Annotated in this window: 16 protein-coding genes and 2 pseudogenes; 5 read left to right on the top strand and 13 right to left on the bottom strand. The window is 58.4% G+C overall.

Annotation, left to right across the window (positions count from 1 at the left end):
- Positions 1-116 precede the first annotated feature (116 nt).
- Positions 117-2,471, top strand: coding sequence for an ethanolamine ammonia-lyase subunit EutB (eutB, locus tag AF71_RS07605; RefSeq protein WP_169680990.1), 2,355 nt, complete (start codon positions 117-119; stop codon positions 2,469-2,471).
- A 57-nt stretch (positions 2,472-2,528) separates the two neighbouring features.
- Here eutB and AF71_RS07600 read toward each other — a convergent pair whose 3' ends face one another.
- Both AF71_RS07600 and AF71_RS07595 read right to left on the bottom strand, forming a co-directional pair.
- Positions 2,529-2,768, bottom strand: a complete 240-nt coding sequence (locus tag AF71_RS07600) for a hypothetical protein (protein ID WP_169680726.1) — start codon at positions 2,766-2,768, stop codon at positions 2,529-2,531.
- 258 nt (positions 2,769-3,026) lie between these two features.
- Entirely contained in the window at positions 3,027-3,323 is a 297-nt protein-coding gene (locus tag AF71_RS07595) for an ATPase inhibitor subunit zeta (protein ID WP_246733608.1), read from the bottom strand.
- Positions 3,324-4,068: 745 nt separating this feature from the next.
- On the opposite strand from AF71_RS07595, the gene AF71_RS07590 reads away from it, so the two are divergent.
- Positions 4,069-4,320: a hypothetical protein gene (locus AF71_RS07590; protein WP_169680724.1), complete on the top strand. Its 252-nt coding sequence runs from the start codon at positions 4,069-4,071 to the stop codon at positions 4,318-4,320.
- 158 nt (positions 4,321-4,478) lie between these two features.
- Here AF71_RS07590 and AF71_RS07585 read toward each other — a convergent pair whose 3' ends face one another.
- Positions 4,479-5,543: an AraC family transcriptional regulator gene (locus tag AF71_RS07585; protein ID WP_169680722.1), complete on the bottom strand. Its 1,065-nt coding sequence runs from the start codon at positions 5,541-5,543 to the stop codon at positions 4,479-4,481.
- 475 nt (positions 5,544-6,018) lie between these two features.
- Positions 6,019-6,111, bottom strand: a pseudogene (locus tag AF71_RS31545) (short-chain dehydrogenase); the annotation flags it as partial.
- Here AF71_RS31545 and AF71_RS31540 point away from each other — a divergent pair.
- Positions 6,108-6,254, top strand: a pseudogene (locus tag AF71_RS31540) (GntR family transcriptional regulator); the annotation flags it as partial. The pseudogenes AF71_RS31545 and AF71_RS31540 overlap by 4 nt on opposite strands.
- 113 nt (positions 6,255-6,367) lie before the next feature.
- On the opposite strand, the gene AF71_RS07570 reads toward AF71_RS31540, so the two are convergent.
- From AF71_RS07570 to AF71_RS07535, 8 genes are all read right to left on the bottom strand, one after another.
- A complete protein-coding gene (locus AF71_RS07570; protein WP_169680721.1) occupies positions 6,368-7,120 on the bottom strand; it encodes an ABC transporter ATP-binding protein in 753 nt (250 codons plus the stop codon).
- Positions 7,117-7,974, bottom strand: coding sequence for an ABC transporter ATP-binding protein (locus AF71_RS07565; protein ID WP_169680719.1), 858 nt, complete (start codon positions 7,972-7,974; stop codon positions 7,117-7,119). The genes AF71_RS07570 and AF71_RS07565 overlap by 4 nt, the downstream gene beginning before the upstream one ends.
- Entirely contained in the window at positions 7,971-8,906 is a 936-nt protein-coding gene (locus AF71_RS07560) for an ABC transporter permease (RefSeq protein WP_169680717.1), read from the bottom strand. Before AF71_RS07560 ends, AF71_RS07565 begins: the two co-directional genes overlap by 4 nt.
- A gap of 5 nt (positions 8,907-8,911) precedes the next feature.
- Complete coding sequence (locus AF71_RS07555) at positions 8,912-9,949, bottom strand: ABC transporter permease (RefSeq protein WP_169680984.1); 1,038 nt, start codon at positions 9,947-9,949, stop codon at positions 8,912-8,914.
- 66 nt (positions 9,950-10,015) lie between these two features.
- Positions 10,016-11,602 (bottom strand): ABC transporter substrate-binding protein, encoded by a 1,587-nt coding sequence (locus AF71_RS07550; protein ID WP_169680715.1) that lies wholly within the window; start codon positions 11,600-11,602, stop codon positions 10,016-10,018.
- Between the two features lie 60 nt (positions 11,603-11,662).
- Positions 11,663-12,613, bottom strand: coding sequence for a dihydrodipicolinate synthase family protein (locus AF71_RS07545; RefSeq protein WP_169680714.1), 951 nt, complete (start codon positions 12,611-12,613; stop codon positions 11,663-11,665).
- A 118-nt stretch (positions 12,614-12,731) separates the two neighbouring features.
- Positions 12,732-13,451: a FadR/GntR family transcriptional regulator gene (locus AF71_RS07540; protein ID WP_169680712.1), complete on the bottom strand. Its 720-nt coding sequence runs from the start codon at positions 13,449-13,451 to the stop codon at positions 12,732-12,734.
- A complete protein-coding gene (locus AF71_RS07535) occupies positions 13,448-14,161 on the bottom strand; it encodes a ribonuclease activity regulator RraA (protein ID WP_210258191.1) in 714 nt (237 codons plus the stop codon). The genes AF71_RS07540 and AF71_RS07535 overlap by 4 nt, the downstream gene beginning before the upstream one ends.
- Before the next feature lie 446 nt (positions 14,162-14,607).
- On the opposite strand from AF71_RS07535, the gene AF71_RS07530 reads away from it, so the two are divergent.
- On the top strand, positions 14,608-15,822 hold the full coding sequence (locus tag AF71_RS07530) for a mandelate racemase/muconate lactonizing enzyme family protein (RefSeq protein WP_169680710.1): 1,215 nt from the start codon (positions 14,608-14,610) through the stop codon (positions 15,820-15,822).
- A 12-nt stretch (positions 15,823-15,834) separates the two neighbouring features.
- Complete coding sequence (locus AF71_RS07525; protein ID WP_169680708.1) at positions 15,835-17,022, top strand: galactarate dehydratase; 1,188 nt, start codon at positions 15,835-15,837, stop codon at positions 17,020-17,022.
- A 216-nt stretch (positions 17,023-17,238) separates the two neighbouring features.
- On the opposite strand, the gene AF71_RS07520 is transcribed toward AF71_RS07525, so the two are convergent.
- Positions 17,239-18,219 carry an ABC transporter ATP-binding protein gene (locus tag AF71_RS07520; RefSeq protein ID WP_169680706.1) on the bottom strand — a complete coding sequence of 327 codons (981 nt, stop codon included), beginning with the start codon at positions 18,217-18,219 and terminating at the stop codon, positions 17,239-17,241.
- Positions 18,220-18,222: the final 3 nt, after the last annotated feature.

Below are 18,222 nucleotides of genomic sequence, written 5' to 3'. Positions count from 1 at the left end.
GTTGCGAAACGACCTTAGGTAGCTCAGAACCGTGCCGCTGCGGGAGGTTTTCACTCCGACAGCCGGTTCGAGGCATAGCAGAGCCAATGACCTTTGACCCACGGAAAGGTATCGCCATGAACAAGGGCTTGTTGTCTGATGCGCGTGACGGACTATCCAGAAGAGATCTTCTGCTGGTGGCGGGAACCGCCGCCGCGACGATCGCCAGTTACAGCAATGGCGCCAAGTCCGCGTCCCAGCCGGATGCATTCTCCATCAAGGACGTGAAACAAGGCGAGGATATTTTTACCTACATCTCAAGAATGAAGGGCGGCTTTGAACCTACTTTATACCAGCAGGTTATCGGTGCTGCCAATGAGTTCAAGGAAGGAGATCAAGCAATCGGCGTTGGCGCCGACAACGATGCGACGCGACGAAATGCGCGCATTCTGTTGACGAATACCAAGCTCGCGGACCTCTACGCGAGACCATTATCTCAGGATGATCTGCAACAACTCATCTGGCAGACCACCGACCAGGCCCAGTACGAAAAGGTCAAGGACTGGACCATGGGCGAATTGAAGGAATTTCTTCTCGCCGAGCCAGAGGACGAGATTAGGGGTGTCATGAATGGCCTGACCAGCGACACCATCGGCTGCGTGCCGAAATTGATGAGCAATGAAGAGCTCGTCTCCGTCAGCCGAAAGATCTTTAACGCAATGCCTGGCACCAAGCTTGGCGCGAAGGGATACATGGGCGCACGCATCCAGCCCAATTCACCGACGGACCATCCCGACGACATAATCTGGCAGGTCTTCGACGCATTTTCGTATGCCACGGGCGACATCGTCATCGGCACCAATCCAGTTGACAGTACGGTCAACAGCGTCGCCACTGTCGAACGTGCGCTCAAGGACGTTGTCGACACCTTCAAGCTGCAGGATGTGATCCCGTGGTGCGTCCTCTCGCACATCGATGTCCAGGCCGAAGTAGGCGACAGCTTCCCCAAAACCGTCTCCACGATGTTCCAGAGCCTTGCTGGAACTGACGATTGTAACAAGATCTTCGACATCACGATTGACAAGATCCTGAAATATGCGCGGGCGAAGAAGGGGCAGCGATATGGCCTCTACTTTGAAACCGGACAGGGCTCGGAATTCACCAATGGGGCGGCGAACGGCGTCGACATGATGGTTCTTGAGTCACGAAAATACGGCTTCAGCAGGGCTGTAGGATTGGAGCTTGCCAAGGTGCAGCCCAAGGGCGCCTGGCTTCACGTCAATGATGTCGCCGGTTTTATCGGGCCGGAGGTATTCAAGAGCCGCGACCAACTCGTGAGATGCTGTCTCGAAGACTTGGTCATGGGCAAGCTCCATGGCCTTACCATCGGTCTGGACATTTGTACGACATTGCACATGACAGTGAGCCTTGATGACCTGGATTGGTGCCAGGATCAGATCATGCCGGCCAATCCCGCTTATCTGATCGCGCTGCCAACGAAGAACGACCCGATGTTGAGCTACCTCACCACATCGTTTCAGGATCACGTGCGCTTGCGCGAAAAGTTCGGCTTTCGGGTCAACGATGCGATTTGGGACTTCTACAAGCGGCTCGGCGTGGTGGGCAAGGACAACCGCTACACGGCGAATTATGGAAATCCCCTTTGGGTGTACTTCCAATATCGCCTGGCCAAGGGCGACAAAAGATCGCGTGAGCAGGTCTATGCGGAAGGCCGGCAGAAGATGCGGGAGATTGAGAAGCGAGGGGTCGACATTGCCACAGGGCATGGAAGGAACAGATGGGATCTCAATCAGACGCTTTCGACCAAGGTCAAAGGCTTGTACGAGGATGCGAAGCAGTCCCTCTGGACCGAATTCACGCCCGAGTTTATCGCCGGCATTCCCGATGCCGTTTCAGTGCACACACAGTCCAGGGATCGCAATGACTACATAGCCCATCCCATGAGTGGCGAGATGTTGAACGCGGAAGGATTGCGGGACGTCGAAAGACTGAGAGATGCCTGGGGAGACGATATCCCTCAAGGTCAGATCGTTATTTCCGACGGACTAAATGCAAAGGCCATCATGGATGATGGACATCTTGCGCCCTATCTCGAGGAGATGCGCCGGCTGCTGGCCACAGCTGGCGTCGCAATGAGCAACAAGAACATTGTTGTTACCAGCGGAAGGGTGAGAGCCGGATACAGGATCGGCGAGGTACTTTTCGCAAGGACAAATCCCAACAGCTTCCGAGGGATTCTTCACATCATCGGCGAACGGCCAGGGACGATGCACCACGCCTATTCGGTGTACATTACTGTCGCCAAGGGCAAACGATGGTCCGAAAAGGATATCGATCACGACATCACCAGGCTTGTCAGCAACGTCGCGGACACGGCCCTGCCGCCCAACGAAGCCGCCAGAGAAACACTGACCATCATCAGGGAAATCGTCGGACGGAATGTAAACGGCAGCCGTCGCTACGGGGAATAGAAAGGCGGTGTACGGGTGCTCCTCTCCCCGTTATCAGGGCCGCAGGTCCAGACCCGATCAATCGATCCTCCGGCCCACGCGCACCAGGTGTTCGTCCGGATCGGACACTGCGAATTCGAACATGCCCCATGGCTGCTTGACTGGTGGATAAAGAAGCCTGCCTTTTAGCCGGGCCGCCAGTTCTTCGACATCGTCAGCGTAGAAGTAGATGCCGAACGGGCTCTTGCCGGGAACGAGCCAGTCCTCGGCCGCCTTCGTCAGGTGGATTTCGGCGCCTCCGTCGTCCGTCAATATCACGTAATCGCCGTAGTCCTCAGAATCCGAATAGCACCGGAGGCCTTTTTGGGAAAAGATCGAAGCCAGCTCCAATGGGCGGCAATGGACATAAGCGCGCCGACTGCCATTTTATGGATCGGTTCGCCAATTTCCCCCGGTGAACCAAATCAGGACGTGTGCGAAACAACGGACGGTCACAGAATACCATCCCTCGCGGCGCCTTAGACCACCGGGACCTTCGCCTCTCCACCGCCTCCCCGGCCAGAGTGTAACCAGATTTTACTTCACCAGGTTGCGCGCAATCTGCACAAGCGCACCGTCACTGGCATCCGACGTCTCTGATTGATTTCCAGCCTCAAGCCAGCAGACGTTCATAACTGCCAGAATATCCTCATCCGATTGATCCACACCAGCCGCGTCGAAGTCTCTCCGGATGATGGCAAGGATATCGTTGCGGTTGACGTCAACCGCCCCTCTGGCAAGTTCATCCGAGTATGCTTTCGCGTTTTCGTCGGCGAGCGCCAGTTTTTCCGCCGCCCACATGCCAACCAGCTTGTTGCGCCTCACCATTCTCATCACATCTATCCGAAGGCTAGCCATCGAAAACCCTCCGTTGCGTGTCTGCCTGCATCATATCCTTGTCTGCGATCCCGACAAAGACGATGAATGGAACTGGCCCTTGAATGATACGCTGCGTGCTCGGCGAACTTTATCTGGACGCAGCGCCAGCTGAAGGCTGGAATGGCGGCTTTTTTCGTTGCCGTTTCTTTTGATGTCCAAACGCTCTCCTCGCCCCGCTTGTGCTCAGGCGGGGCCCTTTTGCATGACCAACCTGATCCGATGCCAGAGGTTTTGATTAAACTCGCGATCACCATCGCCGCGTATCGTTATACCGATGGCCCGAAGCCACAACAGCCCTCCCAGGGTCGGCGGTGCGGATGACTATCTAAGCCTGATCCATCAGCGTTTCTGCCTGAACAGGAGTGCGTAATCCGCACACTGTGAACCCGTGGCAGCCTAACGCAAACAATTGTCTTCGGGCAGCAAGATTTTGACCGGTCGAAAACGGTACTGGTTTTGCGCGGAGACGAAGTAATTGAGTGTCAATGCACGGCAATGCGACCGGAGGGCTGGGATCTGGTTGCATTGCCGGTCGTACTGTGGCCGGATGGGTGCTTCCGTTCAATCAAAGTGCAACTTGCAAAAGTGCCCCCGTGCAGAACGGCTGACGGTCGAGGATGCGGCCAATGTGCTGCCCCGAGGAGACCGGGAAGTCTCGCCATCGCGCCCGCCCGCAAAAACGCCTCTGGAGGAGGAACTGATGTCAGCGAGAACGCTGCGGGAAGAATTCGAGCACCTGTCGCGCTTCGTGTGGGTGTCGTGGAACAACAGCGGTCGCGAGCAGGCTCTGCTCGTGGCCCGCAGCTTCGCCGCCGACTTCCCCTCGGTCGGCACGGCCGAAGACTTCATGCGCCGCGCCGAAGCAATGCGACAGGAGCCCGGCAGGCTGACCCAAAGCTCGACGCAGCCGCCCTCCACGCTGTCCGCCATCTGCGCGAAAGCAACGGAATAGCTGGGCCATTGCGCAAGCAGATCAGATGGCGACGTCGGCGCCATGCGACAACGGCACGTCACAAGGGCCGACTGGCATGTCGCGCGTATGTCACCGGGATGAATGAGCCTGACAGGAACGAGAGGTGCGGTCCGAGTTTGCGTATAAAAAGAAGAGCATCATGCTGTTGCTTCGACTGTCGGGATTTGGACAGGAGCGCGCCGAAATTCAAGCGGGCTCTTGCCTGTCCAACGGCGGCAAGCGTGACTGAAGGAGCTCGGATGGTGAAACCCCAACAACCAGGCAATCTGGGACGCCTGAAGATCGTCTTCGAGGTAACGCATCGCAAGCTCACGGCGCATTTGATCCAGGACCTCACTGAAGCTTAGGCCCTCGGCCGCCAATTTACGAGCAAATGTCCTCTCGCTCAAACCAAGTCGTTTTGCAACGGTTCCTATGGACGCCTCGGCATGCGGCAACAGAGGCGCAATATTGTTTTCCACGATCGTTCGGAACCGGCTGGTATTGGCCATGCGGGTTGTCATCGCCTCGTCGCACATCTTCAGTATCAGTTCGTTGAGAAATGGGTCGTCTCCAACGACCGGGAGCTCCAGCGTTCCGGCGTTGAAAATGATTTCATCCGTTTCTGCTCCGAATTCAACCTCACATCCAAATACTCGCCGGATATAGGTCAGGTCGCCAGTTCTATGATGAACAAATCTCACCTTGTGCGGCGAAAGATCCCGTCCGACGAGTTTGCGGCAGAGGCGCACAAGGGCAAATAAAAGCAACTCCATGTTGTGCTGGTCGCGATGCCTCTGCACCCCCGTGTAGGAGACTTCGACAGAACATGCGGGCTTCTCCTTAAGCCGCACGACGAGTGCCTCGTTTCCAAGGCGGACATATCTTCCAAGGCGCGTGAAAGCGTCATTCAGATCGTGTGACGAGGCCATCACGTAGTAAAGCATCCCCATTTCACGCAAGTCGCATTCCTTGGCCAAGGCAAGACCCATCCAAGTATTCTTCGAAACATGCGCGACCAACTGCAGGAAATGCATTTGCGCGGTGACATGAATTCGCCGGCGCTCTGCGATCGCTGCGCTTGAAAGGCCAGACCGCGACAGCAAAGGCGCAACCTCAATTCCAACTCGTTCCAGATGCTGAACTGCCAGGCGCGTGGCCAGTCCCCATGAAGTTGGTCCATTGATCAGGTTTTGAATGTCAGGTTCGCGTTGCCCGGCCATGAGCGGTGTCCCCCGGAAGCTGTAATGCTACCATTGTTTGTTCTTGTTCGCAAACTTCAACCGGTGGCATTTCCGTTTTCTCGCACCTGAGAAATGTGGCAGCTGCCCGCAAATTAATGTCACCAGATCACAAGTCGAACGCTTCTCAACGCAATATAACCGCCGACAACGGGTAAATGTCGATCGCACGATTGAAACGCCGCCTCACAGTCGAGGGGTACCGGTTTCGTGCGCTGCTCGTGGGTTGGATTGATAGATGCATCTGGCAGTCCATCAGTTTTCCCGGCGGACCAGGTGGGGGGTATGGTCGCCGCCGGGATGTCGCCGCCGCTCGTGTCGTCATCGCAGCGTCCACGGTGAGGCGTTCTGGGAGGAACGCGCAGACCGAGTGGCGGCGGCTCCGAAGCACCCCCCAATCGACCGCGAAGCGCCCGACAGCATCCATTTTCGTCCGCAAACAAACGGCAAAGTGCGATTACGCGACCGCCTTCGCACCAGTAATTTTAACGAGCGACCCGCACATGAAAGCTGCTTCTTCCGAAGCCAGGAAGGCAACCAGCGCCGCTAGAGGCGATCCGTGAGCGCAACGTCGAACTTGCCGATGAGCTTGCGCATGCGCACACCCGTCAGTTCCAGCAGAATTTCATCAACTTCATGCGCGAGAACTACACGACCGACGTGGCACTGGGGCCGCTCAAAGCTGCTGAGTGATCACGACGATCTCAAGCATAGCGGCTATCGGACCGGGTCATAATATGACGCATCCGCCGGCATCATGTGTTCGGAGCCCGCAAGCCCCAGGAGCTTGTCAGCACAGCCCCATGTCATGGCGTGACCTGTTTGCCATAGAGCCTGCTTGCCCGCAGCAGACGCTGCGAATACGGATGCTCGACCGCACCTTGCCGCAAGCGCTCGATCTCGACCTGTTCAACAATTTCGCCAGCTTCCATGATTGCGACCCTGCTGCACATGTGGGAGACGACAGCCAGGTCATGGCTGACGAGCAGATAGGTCAGGCCGCGATCTTTCCGCAGATCGTCCAGAAGATTGAGAATTTCCGCCTGGACCGAGACATCAAGCGCCGAGGTCGGCTCGTCGAGAAGCAGAACGGCCGGGTCAAGAACCAAGGCGCGGGCAATCGCAACACGCTGGCGTTGCCCACCAGAGAGCTGATGTGGGAATCTGTAGCTGAGTGACGGGTCGAGCCCAACCGAGCGGAGAACTGCATCGACATCAATCGAATTGGTGGCAAGCCCCTGATTGCGGAGCGGCTCCTTGATCTGTGAGCGGATCGTCTTGCGGGGATGGAGTGATCCGTAAGGATCCTGAAACACCATCTGGACGCGCCGGAAAAATGGCCGGTCGCGCCGGCGGTCCAGCGTTTCGCCGTCCAGTCTTATCCGTCCCTCGTATTGTGGATTGAGGCCGGACATGGCGCGTAGAACCGTTGATTTTCCACAGCCAGATTCGCCAACGAGCCCAAACGCGGCGCCCTTTCCAACAGCCAGGCTGAGATTTTTGACGACCGGCCTTAGGCTGGCGCCGAAGCGGACTGTGAGGTTGCTGATTTCAATCACTGCGGCAACTCCAGCACGTTGTCATTTAACCAAGCCGGGTCACGCTTCAGGATCGGCAAGCGGGTGGGNGGGTTGTCGATCGAGGGCAGAGATGCAAGCAGACCCTGCGTATAAGGATGTTTTGCGGATTCCAGTTCGCGGGCCTTGAGGACCTCGACGACCCTGCCGGCATACATGATAAGGACACGGTCGCAGAAATTTCGAACGAGGTTCAAATCGTGGCTGATGAAAATCAGACCGAGGTTACGGCGCGCAACGAGCTCATCCAGCAATGCCAGGATTTCAAGCCGCACCGTGACATCAAGCGCCGAGGTTGGCTCGTCTGCGATTAAAACCTCGGGCTCGGCAATCAGCATCATGGCGATCATCACGCGCTGGCCCATGCCGCCCGATATTTCGTGCGGATAGAGGCGAGCCACCTTTTCAACATCTCGGATCTTGACCGCATCCAGCATCGCGAGCATCTGCTCGAAGGCCTGTTTCGCCGTGGCTTTGGGATAGTGAAAGCGATAGGTTTCGGCGATCTGCTCGCCCACCCGCATGACCGGGTTCAACGAATATTTCGGGTCCTGCAAGATCAACCCGATCCGCCGTCCTCTGATCGTCATCATCGCGCGCTCGTCGGCCTTGAGCAGATCCACGCCTTGAAAGGTCATCTGCTGAGCGCTGACGATTGCGGTCGGTGGCAACAGTTTCATTATCGCGCGACCAACCGTGGACTTTCCCGATCCGGACTCGCCAACGATGCCGAGTTTTTCCTGTTCGAGTGAAAAGGTGACGCCGCGCACGGCCCTCACTGTTCCGTGCCCGAAGGCGATCTCGAGATTGCGAATATCGATAAGTGACGTACTCATTGCGAACCTCTCGGATCAAGAACGTCGCGAAGCGCGTCGCCGACGAGGTTGAACGCAAGGCTGACGAGCGCGATTGCAATGCCGGGTGCTGCAATGACCCATGGGCTGTCGAGCATGAATTCGCGGCCGGTCGCCGCCATTGCGCCCCACTCGGGCCAGGGGGGCTGCGCGCCAAGGCCAAGAAAGCCGAGGCCGGCTGCCGTAATGATGATGCCCGCCATATTCAGTGTCACGCGCACAATGACGGAGGGAATGCACATCGGCAGGATGTGACGGGTGATGATCGTTGCAGGCGTTGCTCCCTGGAGCCGCACGGCGGCGATGAAGTCGGCCTTTCGCAGGCTGAGCGTTTCTGCGCGCGCAAGGCGTGCAATCGGTGGCCAGGCCGTGAGCGAGATCGCGATGATGGCATTGGTAATGCCCGGACCAAGTGCTGCCGCAAACCCGAGCGCCAGCACCAACCCCGGAAATGACAGGAAGATGTCGGTGATGCGCATCAGCACTTCATCGACAATTCCGCCGAAATAGCCCGAGCAGGTACCGATTAAAAGTCCCATTGGAGCGACGATGACGGAGACGAGAATGATGATATAGAGCGTCGTGCGGGCGCCGTAGACAATACGGGCGAAGACATCCCGGCCGAAATTGTCGGTCCCGAGCCAGTGCTCCGCGGATGGTGGCGAAAGGCGTCCGGCCATGTCCTGGACGATCGGATCGTAAGCCGTCAGGAGTGGCGCGGCGAGCGCAACAAGGATCAAAAGGACAATGATTGCCAACCCTGCCAGGCCGAGCGGGTGAAGGCGAAATTTCAGCCAGCCCTGATGGAATTGCTGCGCGCTCGATTGAAACCAGCCCTGGGGTTCGGGCGCGCGCAGCCATTTGCGAAAGCGGCTGCCGTCGATGCGGTCGGCTTGTTCTGTGGACATCGTCATCGGCGTCACCGTGTTCGCGGATCAAGGATGCGGTAAAGCACATCCGAAAGGATGTTGATCGTCAGGAAGACGGCGCCGATTGTCAGCACTGCTCCCATCACGACGTTCATGTCATTCATCTGAAGCCCACGCGTCAGATACTGGCCAAGTCCCGGCCATCCGAAAACGGTCTCTATGAGCACTGCGCCTTCCAGAAGGCCCCCGAAAGTCAACGCCATGATCGTCAACAGCTGCACGCGAATGTTCCTGAAGGCGTGGCGCCAGACGACCTTGCGGCGCCCGAGCCCCTTTGCCCTGGCCGTGACGATGTATTCCTGACTGAGCTGCTCGAGCATGAAGCTGCGCGACATGCGGCTGATATAGGCCACTGAATAGTAGCCAAGGATGGCGCCGGGAAGGATGATGTGACCAAGCGCACTCTGGAACACGTCCCACTGCCCCTCGACCGCAGAGTCGATCAAAAGAAAGCCGGTTATAGGTGTGACGAGCCCCTCATAGAATACGTCGACGCGTCCCGATGCGCCGACAAGCTGAAGCTTTGCATAAAAGACGAAAAGCGCCATCAGGCCGGTCCAGAAGATCGGAATGGAATGACCGGCCAGCGCAACGATCCGTGCAACGTGATCAATGACGGTGCCGCGCCTGACGGCAGCGGTGATGCCGAGTGGTACACCGACGAGCGCTCCGACGATCATGGCGATGACTGCAAGCTCGATTGTCGCAGGAAAGATCGCCAATAGGTCGGTGAGGATCGGCTGTCCGGTCGTTGCCGATGTTCCAAGGTCGCCTGTCGCGACCCTTCCGACATAGCTCAGGAATTGCACGAGGATCGGCTGCCCTAGTCCCAGCTCGTTGTAGACACGATCATAGACCTCCTTGCTGACCTCCGGCCCGGTGATGGCAAGCACCGGGTCGGCGGGAAGCAACCGCCCCATCGAAAAGGTAAGAAAGAGCAGGCCGAGCAGCGTGGTCACGATCGCCACCACGCGCCCTGCCAAACGTCTTAGAATGATTGCGAGTGGATGCGGCGCGACATAGGCCACTTCTTCTTCGCTAAAAGTGGTGTCGGAATTTCGCTTGGATACTAGATCGGCATTCGCCACGACCCCTTACTCCTTGGTTACGTCGTGCCAGCGCGTCGACCAGGTCGTGTGGCCGTGGTAACCCTTGACTGCGGAACGCATGACATAAGGGTCCGTCCGCTGGAAGAAGATGACGAGCGGGGCATCCATTCCGGAATAAACGCTATCCATCTTCTTGAAGATTTCCGTGCGTTTGCCGGTGTCGCGTTCCTTCATCGACTGATCGACGAGCGTGTTAAGTTCGTCCACCTTCATTCCGGCCCGCCATAGATAGTAACTCCCAAGACGTGCCTCATCGCTGTTGTCGGGATTGTAGGCGTACTGGGTGGCAACAGCGAAGGGGTCGGGAAGACGGGCTCCCGAGTTTCCGAGCAGGACTTCGTATTTCCGCTCCCTGAACGCTGGCGTGAATTCGCCAGGCACGAGATCAAGGTCAAGTCCGGCGACGCGCGCACTCGCCTGCAGCGCCTCGGCAAACGGCAAGGTTGCCGCTCCGGACGGATTGAGGACCTTCTTCAATCCATTGGGATACCCTGCCTCTGCAAGCAGTTGCTTGGCTTTGGCGGGATCGTAGTCATAGCGGGACGCCGCTTCATCGGGAGCGCCAATCATCCCGCGCGGGATCATCGACTGCCACGGGAAGCCCGTGTAGCGCATGATATTGCCGGAAATCGCCTTCCAGTCGAACGCATGTTGGAAGGCCTCGCGAACCTTGGGCTTTTGAAGATCCGGATCTTTCTGATTGAGGGCAATGTAGTAGAAGCCGAGGCCCGGAACGTTGTCGATCACCATCTCCTTGTTGTTGGACAAGGCATCGAGATCGCCGCTTGCCAGATATTGCCCGACATCGACGTCACCTGCTTCAAGCTGCAGTCTGAGATTGCCGGATTCGGGAATATGACGTGCAACAACTCGCGCCATGGCCGGGGCACCACCCCAATAGGCCTTCTGCGCGTTGAAGATCGCAACATCGTTTGGACGCCATTGAGCAAGCGCAAACGGCCCGCTTCCCGCCGAGTTGGCCGACAGCCAAGCGCCCCCAAGGTCGCCGTTCGCCTCGTGCGACAGTACCGTCTTCTTGTCGACGATGCCGATCGACGATCCGGCAAGGGAATAGAGTACCAGATCCGTATTGACGGGTCGTGGAAGTTCAATCTCGAGCGTGCGTTCGTCCTTGGCTCGTACAAGCTTCTCGACGTTGTCAGGCGTAAAGCCCCATAGCGCGATATCGGTCGAACCGACCTGACCCATCTTGATGACGCGTTGGATCGACCAGGCAGCATCTTCTGCCGTGACAGGATTGCCACTTTGGAAGACAGCGTCGTCGCGCAACGTCAGGCTGATGACCTTGGCGTCGTCCGACACGCTCCATTTCGTCGCGAGCATCGGCTTCAACGTTTTCAGATCGTCCGGCGACAACTGCACGAGATTATCGTAGAGGTTGGAGATCAGTTCGGAGACTGTCCGCGCATTGTTCTGCGCCGGATCAAGCGTTCTGATGCCGGTCAAATTGGTACCGATCACCAGCATGTTCGGCGGGGATGCCGCAAGTGAAGGTTGCGCGACAATCAATGCGCTGGCCATTGCGGCCGTTGCCAACAGGTTCCTCAGCATTTCAAGACCTCCCAATCTTGGGGCGTCAAATCGCCCTGGCTAAATAGATGAATGTCGAACTCAGCCCGCCGCCCTCGCGTCGACCGGCGCTTCATGCCGCTGGATGTCGCCGGCAGCCTCCCACGCGCGAAGCAGGCGAAACAGTTCTTCACGATCGCTCTCGTCCAGCATCGGCAATCCCGGCACGCGAACCGGACCGACGTTCAGGCCGGAATGGGTTACCGCCTCCTTGACGACCGTCACATTCGCACCGTTGCGGTATTTCGTGCGCATGCGTTCGAACGGCTCGAGCTTGTTGAGGATGGCGCGAGCACCGTCGTAATCACCGCTGGCAAGCGCTTCGTGCACTGCAAGCGAGAGCTTTGGCGCAACGTTGACGAGTCCGGAGGTAAAGCCCCGTGCGCCGGCAGCGGTAAACGACAGAGCCCAGCTTTCAGCGAGGCCGCAGACAAAGAGGGCGCCTGCGGGATCGGAGGCTGAAATCGCCCGCGATAGCAGCATTAGATCCGGTGTTGCGAACTTGATGCCGGCGATGTTTTCATGGCGGGCAAGGCGGACCATGTCTTCGACATTAAAACCGTCGGCTCGCACATAGGCAATCATTGGCAGGGGCGAAGCATCCGCCAACTTGCAGAAATAGTCGATCTGCGCCGATGGTGCCGCAAAGGGATCGACGGGCTGATGCGCCATGACGGCAGATGCGCCGATCGCAGCTGCGTCCCTTGCCATTCGGACTGCCTCGCGCAGTGATCTGCCGATCGCGGCCGTCACCGGCGCCTTGCCATCGACACCTGTGACCGCAGCCTCGTGTACGCTGCGGATCTCCTCCACGGTCAAGGCATAGAACTCGCCGGTGTTTCCAGCCGCGACGATGTTGTGGATGCCAGCCATCGCCACCCGGCGATAAATGATTGCAGTCGAACGGGGTTCGACCTCACCGTTTTTGTCATAGGCCGTCACGGGAACGCCGGACACGCCCGTCAGGGCCTGGCGCATGGTTGCGATGCTCATTTTCTCTCCCCTACCTGTCGATCAATTCGTAAAGCGGATAGGCGCCAGGCGCTCGCCATCAACATCAAGAGCAGTGGCGGCACCGGCCTCGAAACAGCCACTGCGGTCAGTCGGCTCATCAATCGACTCCCTGGAACATTCGAGCGCGTGCGTTCAGGATGTGGCGCTTCATCGCGTCGTGGGCCTCGGCTTCGTTCCGCGCAAGGATCGCCGCCACGATCACCGCGTGCTCATCCTGGACGCTGCGTATCTGCGCAGGCGTGCGCTTGAGACTAAGACTTCGCGTCACGGAATGACCGACAGCAAAATGTGGCCTGAACCACTCGCGGACCGTGATGTGGAACTGGTTTCCGGTGGCAATGGCGATCGCGTCATGCAGCGCCTCATCCTCATCGGCCCCGAGCTCGCCATTGCGCAAGCATTCCTCGATTGCCTGCAGTGCGGCCATGATCCGCTCCTTGTCCTCCGGCTGCCAGTTGCGGGCGGCAAGCTCGGCTGCCTCCGCTTCGAGACCTGCGCGAAATTCGAAGAAGCGCTGAACGTCGGCGAGCGATCCGACCGGCACCATCTTCAGCATTGATGAGTCCGGCCGCTGTCGGACATAGGAGCCGGAACCCTTGCGTGAGACGACAAGGCCATCGGTCCTCAATCGTTCAAGTGCTTCGCGCACGACCGGTCTCGAAGCACCGAACATGGCGGCAAGCTTCGATTCCGGCGGCAACCGTTCGTTCACCGGAAAGTTTCCGTCTGCGATCATCCCGACGATCTTCTCGTAGATGATGTCGCTCAAGCGGGTTGCACCCTTGCTAGGCTCCATGGCGGCGGAAAGTTTCGTCATCGTCCCTTTTCTTTCCTCCAGACCGCAAATTCCGCAGCGGTGCCCTCGTTGGGCGGATAGAGACCAAATATCCCCTGCCCGGCGCGCACCCGTTCCTCGACAAAATCCTCGAAAACGGTTTGCTCGAAAGCCTCGTTGGCGACCTCTTCTGCCATCGCTGCCGGGATGACGACCACGCCTTCATCGTCGCCAACCATGAGATCGCCCGGATAGACGGGCACATCACCGCAGCCAATCGGCTGATTGATATCGAGGGCATGGTGGCGCACCAGGTTCGTCGGCGCCGAGGGTGCTGCGTGATAGGCTGCAAACGGCAGGGAGGCAATGCCTGGCGTGTCGCGAAAACCCCCATCGGTAACAACGCCTGCCGCACCGCGCTTGAAGAGACGCGTAATCAGGATTCCACCGGCAGAAGCGGCCGAATGATCCTTGCGGCTATCGATAACAAGCACGGCGCCTTGCGGGCATTCTTCGATGGCGCGGCGCTGCGGGTGATTCAAATCGCTAAAGACGCCGAGATGATCGATGTCTTCCCGCGCAGGAATGTAGCGCAGCGTGAAGGCAGGCCCGACCAGGCGAGGCGCTTGCGGATTGATCTTGTGGATGCCGCGGATGAAGACATTTCTCAAGCCGCGCTTCATCAACACCGTCGTCAGCGTTGCGGTCGAGACCGCTCTCAATTTGGTTCGCACAGCATCTGACAGATTCATATCCCCATGCCTTCCTGGGCGGTCGTTTAGAGATGACAGCAGGCGTTTCCTCATCACCATCGCTACAAAATCTGTAATTATCTGTCAACTCTTGTAATTATTTGAAACCATGCCTATCGTCAGCGCCGGCGCCAGGGAGAGCGCTTTGAGGCGGGGCCGGAGCTCGTCCTGCCGTCCGCCTTTTGGGCAATGTGGGAGGAAGTGATGCGGAATCAGTCTGCGCGACATCGCATGCCGGAGTTTGCCACCTTGACGGACATGCCTAGGGATCAGACGGGAAAGCGCTGCATGTTCGTCGAGGTCACGAAGGAGACAAGGGCTGCAGCGCCGCTGTTTGGCGTCGGACAATCAATCCCATCAGAGCGCGCCTCGATCCGCGACAGCGGGATCGCTTGCGGCATTTTCGCTGCATCTAACAGACATCTGAGGCACTGGAGTTTCTTACAATGAAGATTACCGGGATCAGAACCTTTCTCATGCATGCCGGCCAGCCCGATCCCTCCAAATGGGCTTCCGATGAACGGTCAGGCGATGGCGCCTCCAGGCTGCCAGGCACAAGAAACTGGCTGTTTTTGAAAATCGACACGGACGAAGGCATAACAGGTATCGGCGAATGCTCCGGATGGCCGCGTGTCATCGAGACCGCGATCCACGATCTTGCGCCGCTCCTCATCGGCGAGGACCCGGCCCATATCGAGCGGCTATGGCAGAAGATGCATGTCGCCATGATGGGTCACGGCATGTTGGGAACGGTTGGCGCCGGCGCCATGACCGGCATAGACATGGCACTGTGGGACATCAAGGGAAAGTCGCTCGGTGTGCCAATCTGGATGCTGCTTGGCGGCAAGGTTCGTGACCGGATTCCGATCTACTCCCATGCAAACACGCCCGAGCGGGCACTTGCCGTCAAGGAACGCGGGATAAAGGCGATCAAATGCGGCGGGGTTGCCGACCCGGTGCGCAAGGTTGCCGCATTGCGCGAAGCAGTCGGCAACGAGATCGACATTGCAATCGATCTTCATGGCCCGCCCTGGCTAACACCGGCCGATGCCTGCCGACTGGTCAGGGCGCTTGAGCCTTACGAACTCTTCTGGGTCGAGGATCCGATCGCACCGGAAAACATCGATGGCTACCGACGCATTCGCGATGCCGCCCACGTTCCCTTGGCAGCCGGCGAACGTTCGGCGACGATTTTTGGGGAGCGCGAACTGATCGAAAACGAACTGGTCGACATCATCCAGCCCGATACCGGCCGGGCCGGTGGCATTACGCAGATGAAGAAGATCGCGGCCATGGCCGAGGCCCATCACATCCAGATGGCGCCGCATTCAGGCTCGCTCGGTCCTGTCGCCGAATACGCTGCGTTGCACGTGCTGGCGGCTATTCCGAACGCGCTCATCCTCGAACGCATCGATGACGATTGGGACGGTCGAAAGCTGACGATTTTGCCCCATCCACAACAGGTCGGCGGATCGATTGCCGTCCCGGACGCGCCGGGTCTTGGTTGTGATATCGATGAAGCATTCGTGGCGCGCTTTCCAAGCGGCGGCAATGTCTCCGTGCCGGTGCCCGAGAGTGCCGGCTCCTACAATCCCGGAACTTATAACGAGCATCTTTACGTCCAGACGCGCCTGTCGCGTCACCGCTATTTCAATCGCTAGAAGGAAAGAGAAATGAAGATCGACCGCATGCGGGTGTTCATGACCCGCGACAAGGACCGTCCCCGCGTCATCGTCGCACTCGACACCGACGACGGTCTGACGGGCTGGGGCGAATGCTACAACCACGGTCCCGACAAGGCGCTCCCTCCCCTCCTCGACTACCTCTATGGTTTTCTGTCCGGTCAGGATCCAACGCGTGTCGACTATCTGGTCAATCTGTTGATCCAGCAAAGCCGGTTCCCACCGGGCGCCCTTGGGTTGGCTGCGATCTCGGCGCTTGATCACTGCCTTTGGGACCTCGCCGCAAAGGCTGCCAACCTTCCCGTCTACAAGCTGCTTGGCGGTGAAGTTCGCGATCGTGTCAAGGTCTATGCCGGCGTCTATACAGCACCCGATGCACCAGCTGCGCGCGATGAGTTCGATCGGCTGAATGAAGAATGGGGCTTTACCGCATTCAAGCTCAGCCCCTGGCGCATCGACATGCACGCACATCGCTGGGGCAACGTGGTCAAGGCGTCGGCGGATTATTTCCGCTCTCTGCGGGAGACCGTGCGGGACGAGTACGAGATCGCATTTGACGCACATGCAAAGATCTTCGAGCCTGTCGCCGCACGCCAGCTCGGCAATGCGCTTGCTCCCTACGATCCGCTGTTTTACGAGGAGCCCCTTCGCCCCGAAAACATCGAGGCCTGGGGCGATCTCAAGCAGGGGCTGAACTGCGTGCTCGCAACAGGTGAATCGCTGTACAATCGAAACGAGTTCCTGCGCCTTCTGCAGGTCAAGGGCGCCGACTTGATCCAGCCCGACATCTGCGTGGTCGGCGGCATCAGCGAGATGCGGCGCATCGCAACACTTGCCGAAGCGCATTTCGTCGGCGTGGCGCCCCACAATCCCATGGGACCACTCGCCACGGCCGTGAATGTTCACTTCTCCGCCGCCGCACAGAATTTTCGTATTCTGGAGTATCGGCTGCCTAAGGGGCAGGCGTATGTCTACGGCGGCCTTGATATTGAGAGCCGACAGGGCGAAACGCGTTACGTCATCGATCCCTATTTGCCCAAGGGCGGCTATCTCGAGCTGAGGCCGGACAGGCCAGGCTGGGGCGTTGAGATGGACGAAGAAGCAATGGTTCATGAAGGCTATGTGCACTGGCAACGCCGCGTTCCCAAACGGCCGGACGGCTCTTACGCTTTTGCGTAAGTGCTCATCGAGCGCCGTCCAGCCCTGAAGGGCAGACTGTCAATGGCATCGGCGGTATTTGACGCCGCCGATGAAAGCGGTCAGCCAATCGATAGTGGATTGGTTGTGTAAAGTTTGAGTTGGCCGTCGTCGGATGCTGCGACTGAATGATGCTGTTATCCGCGAAGCAATGCCCGACTTGAAAGGAAAGGAAAGAAGAGCAACGCATCCCACGTGTCAGGAGAACCGATGCTCCTTTCCGTTGACAGGGGACGCGAAGAGGCTCTCGCCGACCGAAATTTGCCGGTCGCCGTCCGTGCGTACGACGAGCACCTGCAATTCCGGTACATCAAGATGGATGACCGTATCCGCGCCGAGCCGCTCGATATGACGCACTTTGCCTTGCCATTTTCCTTCCGTGGATGAGAGCGCGATATGTTCGGGCCGGATACCATAGATCCGGCAGCCTTCCCGCGCGGCAATCTCCGCTTCAAACAGGTTCATCTTCGGCGAGCCGATAAAGCCCGCGACAAACGGAGTGGCCGGATTGTTGTAGAGCGCCATCGGTGTCCCGACCTGCTCGATGGCCCCGCCGTTCAAAACGACGATCTTGTCGGCCATTGTCATCGCCTCCACCTGATCGTGCGTGACGTAGATCATAGTGGCGCCGAGCTTGGCATGAAGTTCGGTCAGTTCGATGCGCATCTGCGAGCGGAGCGACGCGTCGAGGTTTGACAGGGGTTCGTCGAACAGGAAGACTTTCGGGTTGCGCACGATGGCACGGCCGATCGCGACGCGTTGGCGCTGGCCCCCGGAGAGCGCCTTTGGCTTGCGGTCGAGCAGATGCGAGAGCTGCAAGATATCGGCAGTCTGCTTCACCCGTTCGGCGATTTCCGCCTTGGGCCGCCTGGCAAGCGAGAGGCCGAAGCCGATGTTTTCTGCGACCGTCAGATGCGGATAAAGCGCGTAGGATTGAAACACCATAGCAATGCCGCGCTTGGAGGGTTCGGCATCTGTGACATCCTTGCTGTCGATGAAGACCTTGCCCGATGTCTGTGTCTCCAGTCCGGAAATGATGCGCAGCAACGTCGACTTCCCGCAACCGGACGGACCGACAAAGACGCAGAATTCGCCGGCATCAACGGTGAGATCGACACCCTTCATCACCTCCAGGCTGCCAAAGCTCTTGCGGACTTTTTCGAGAACAACGCTTGTCATGGC

The sequence above is a fragment of the Rhizobium sp. 57MFTsu3.2 genome (assembly GCF_012932765.1).
Classification (GTDB): Bacteria; Pseudomonadota; Alphaproteobacteria; order Rhizobiales; family Rhizobiaceae; genus Rhizobium; species Rhizobium altiplani.
This window is presented reverse-complemented; position numbering and strand designations above follow the sequence as displayed.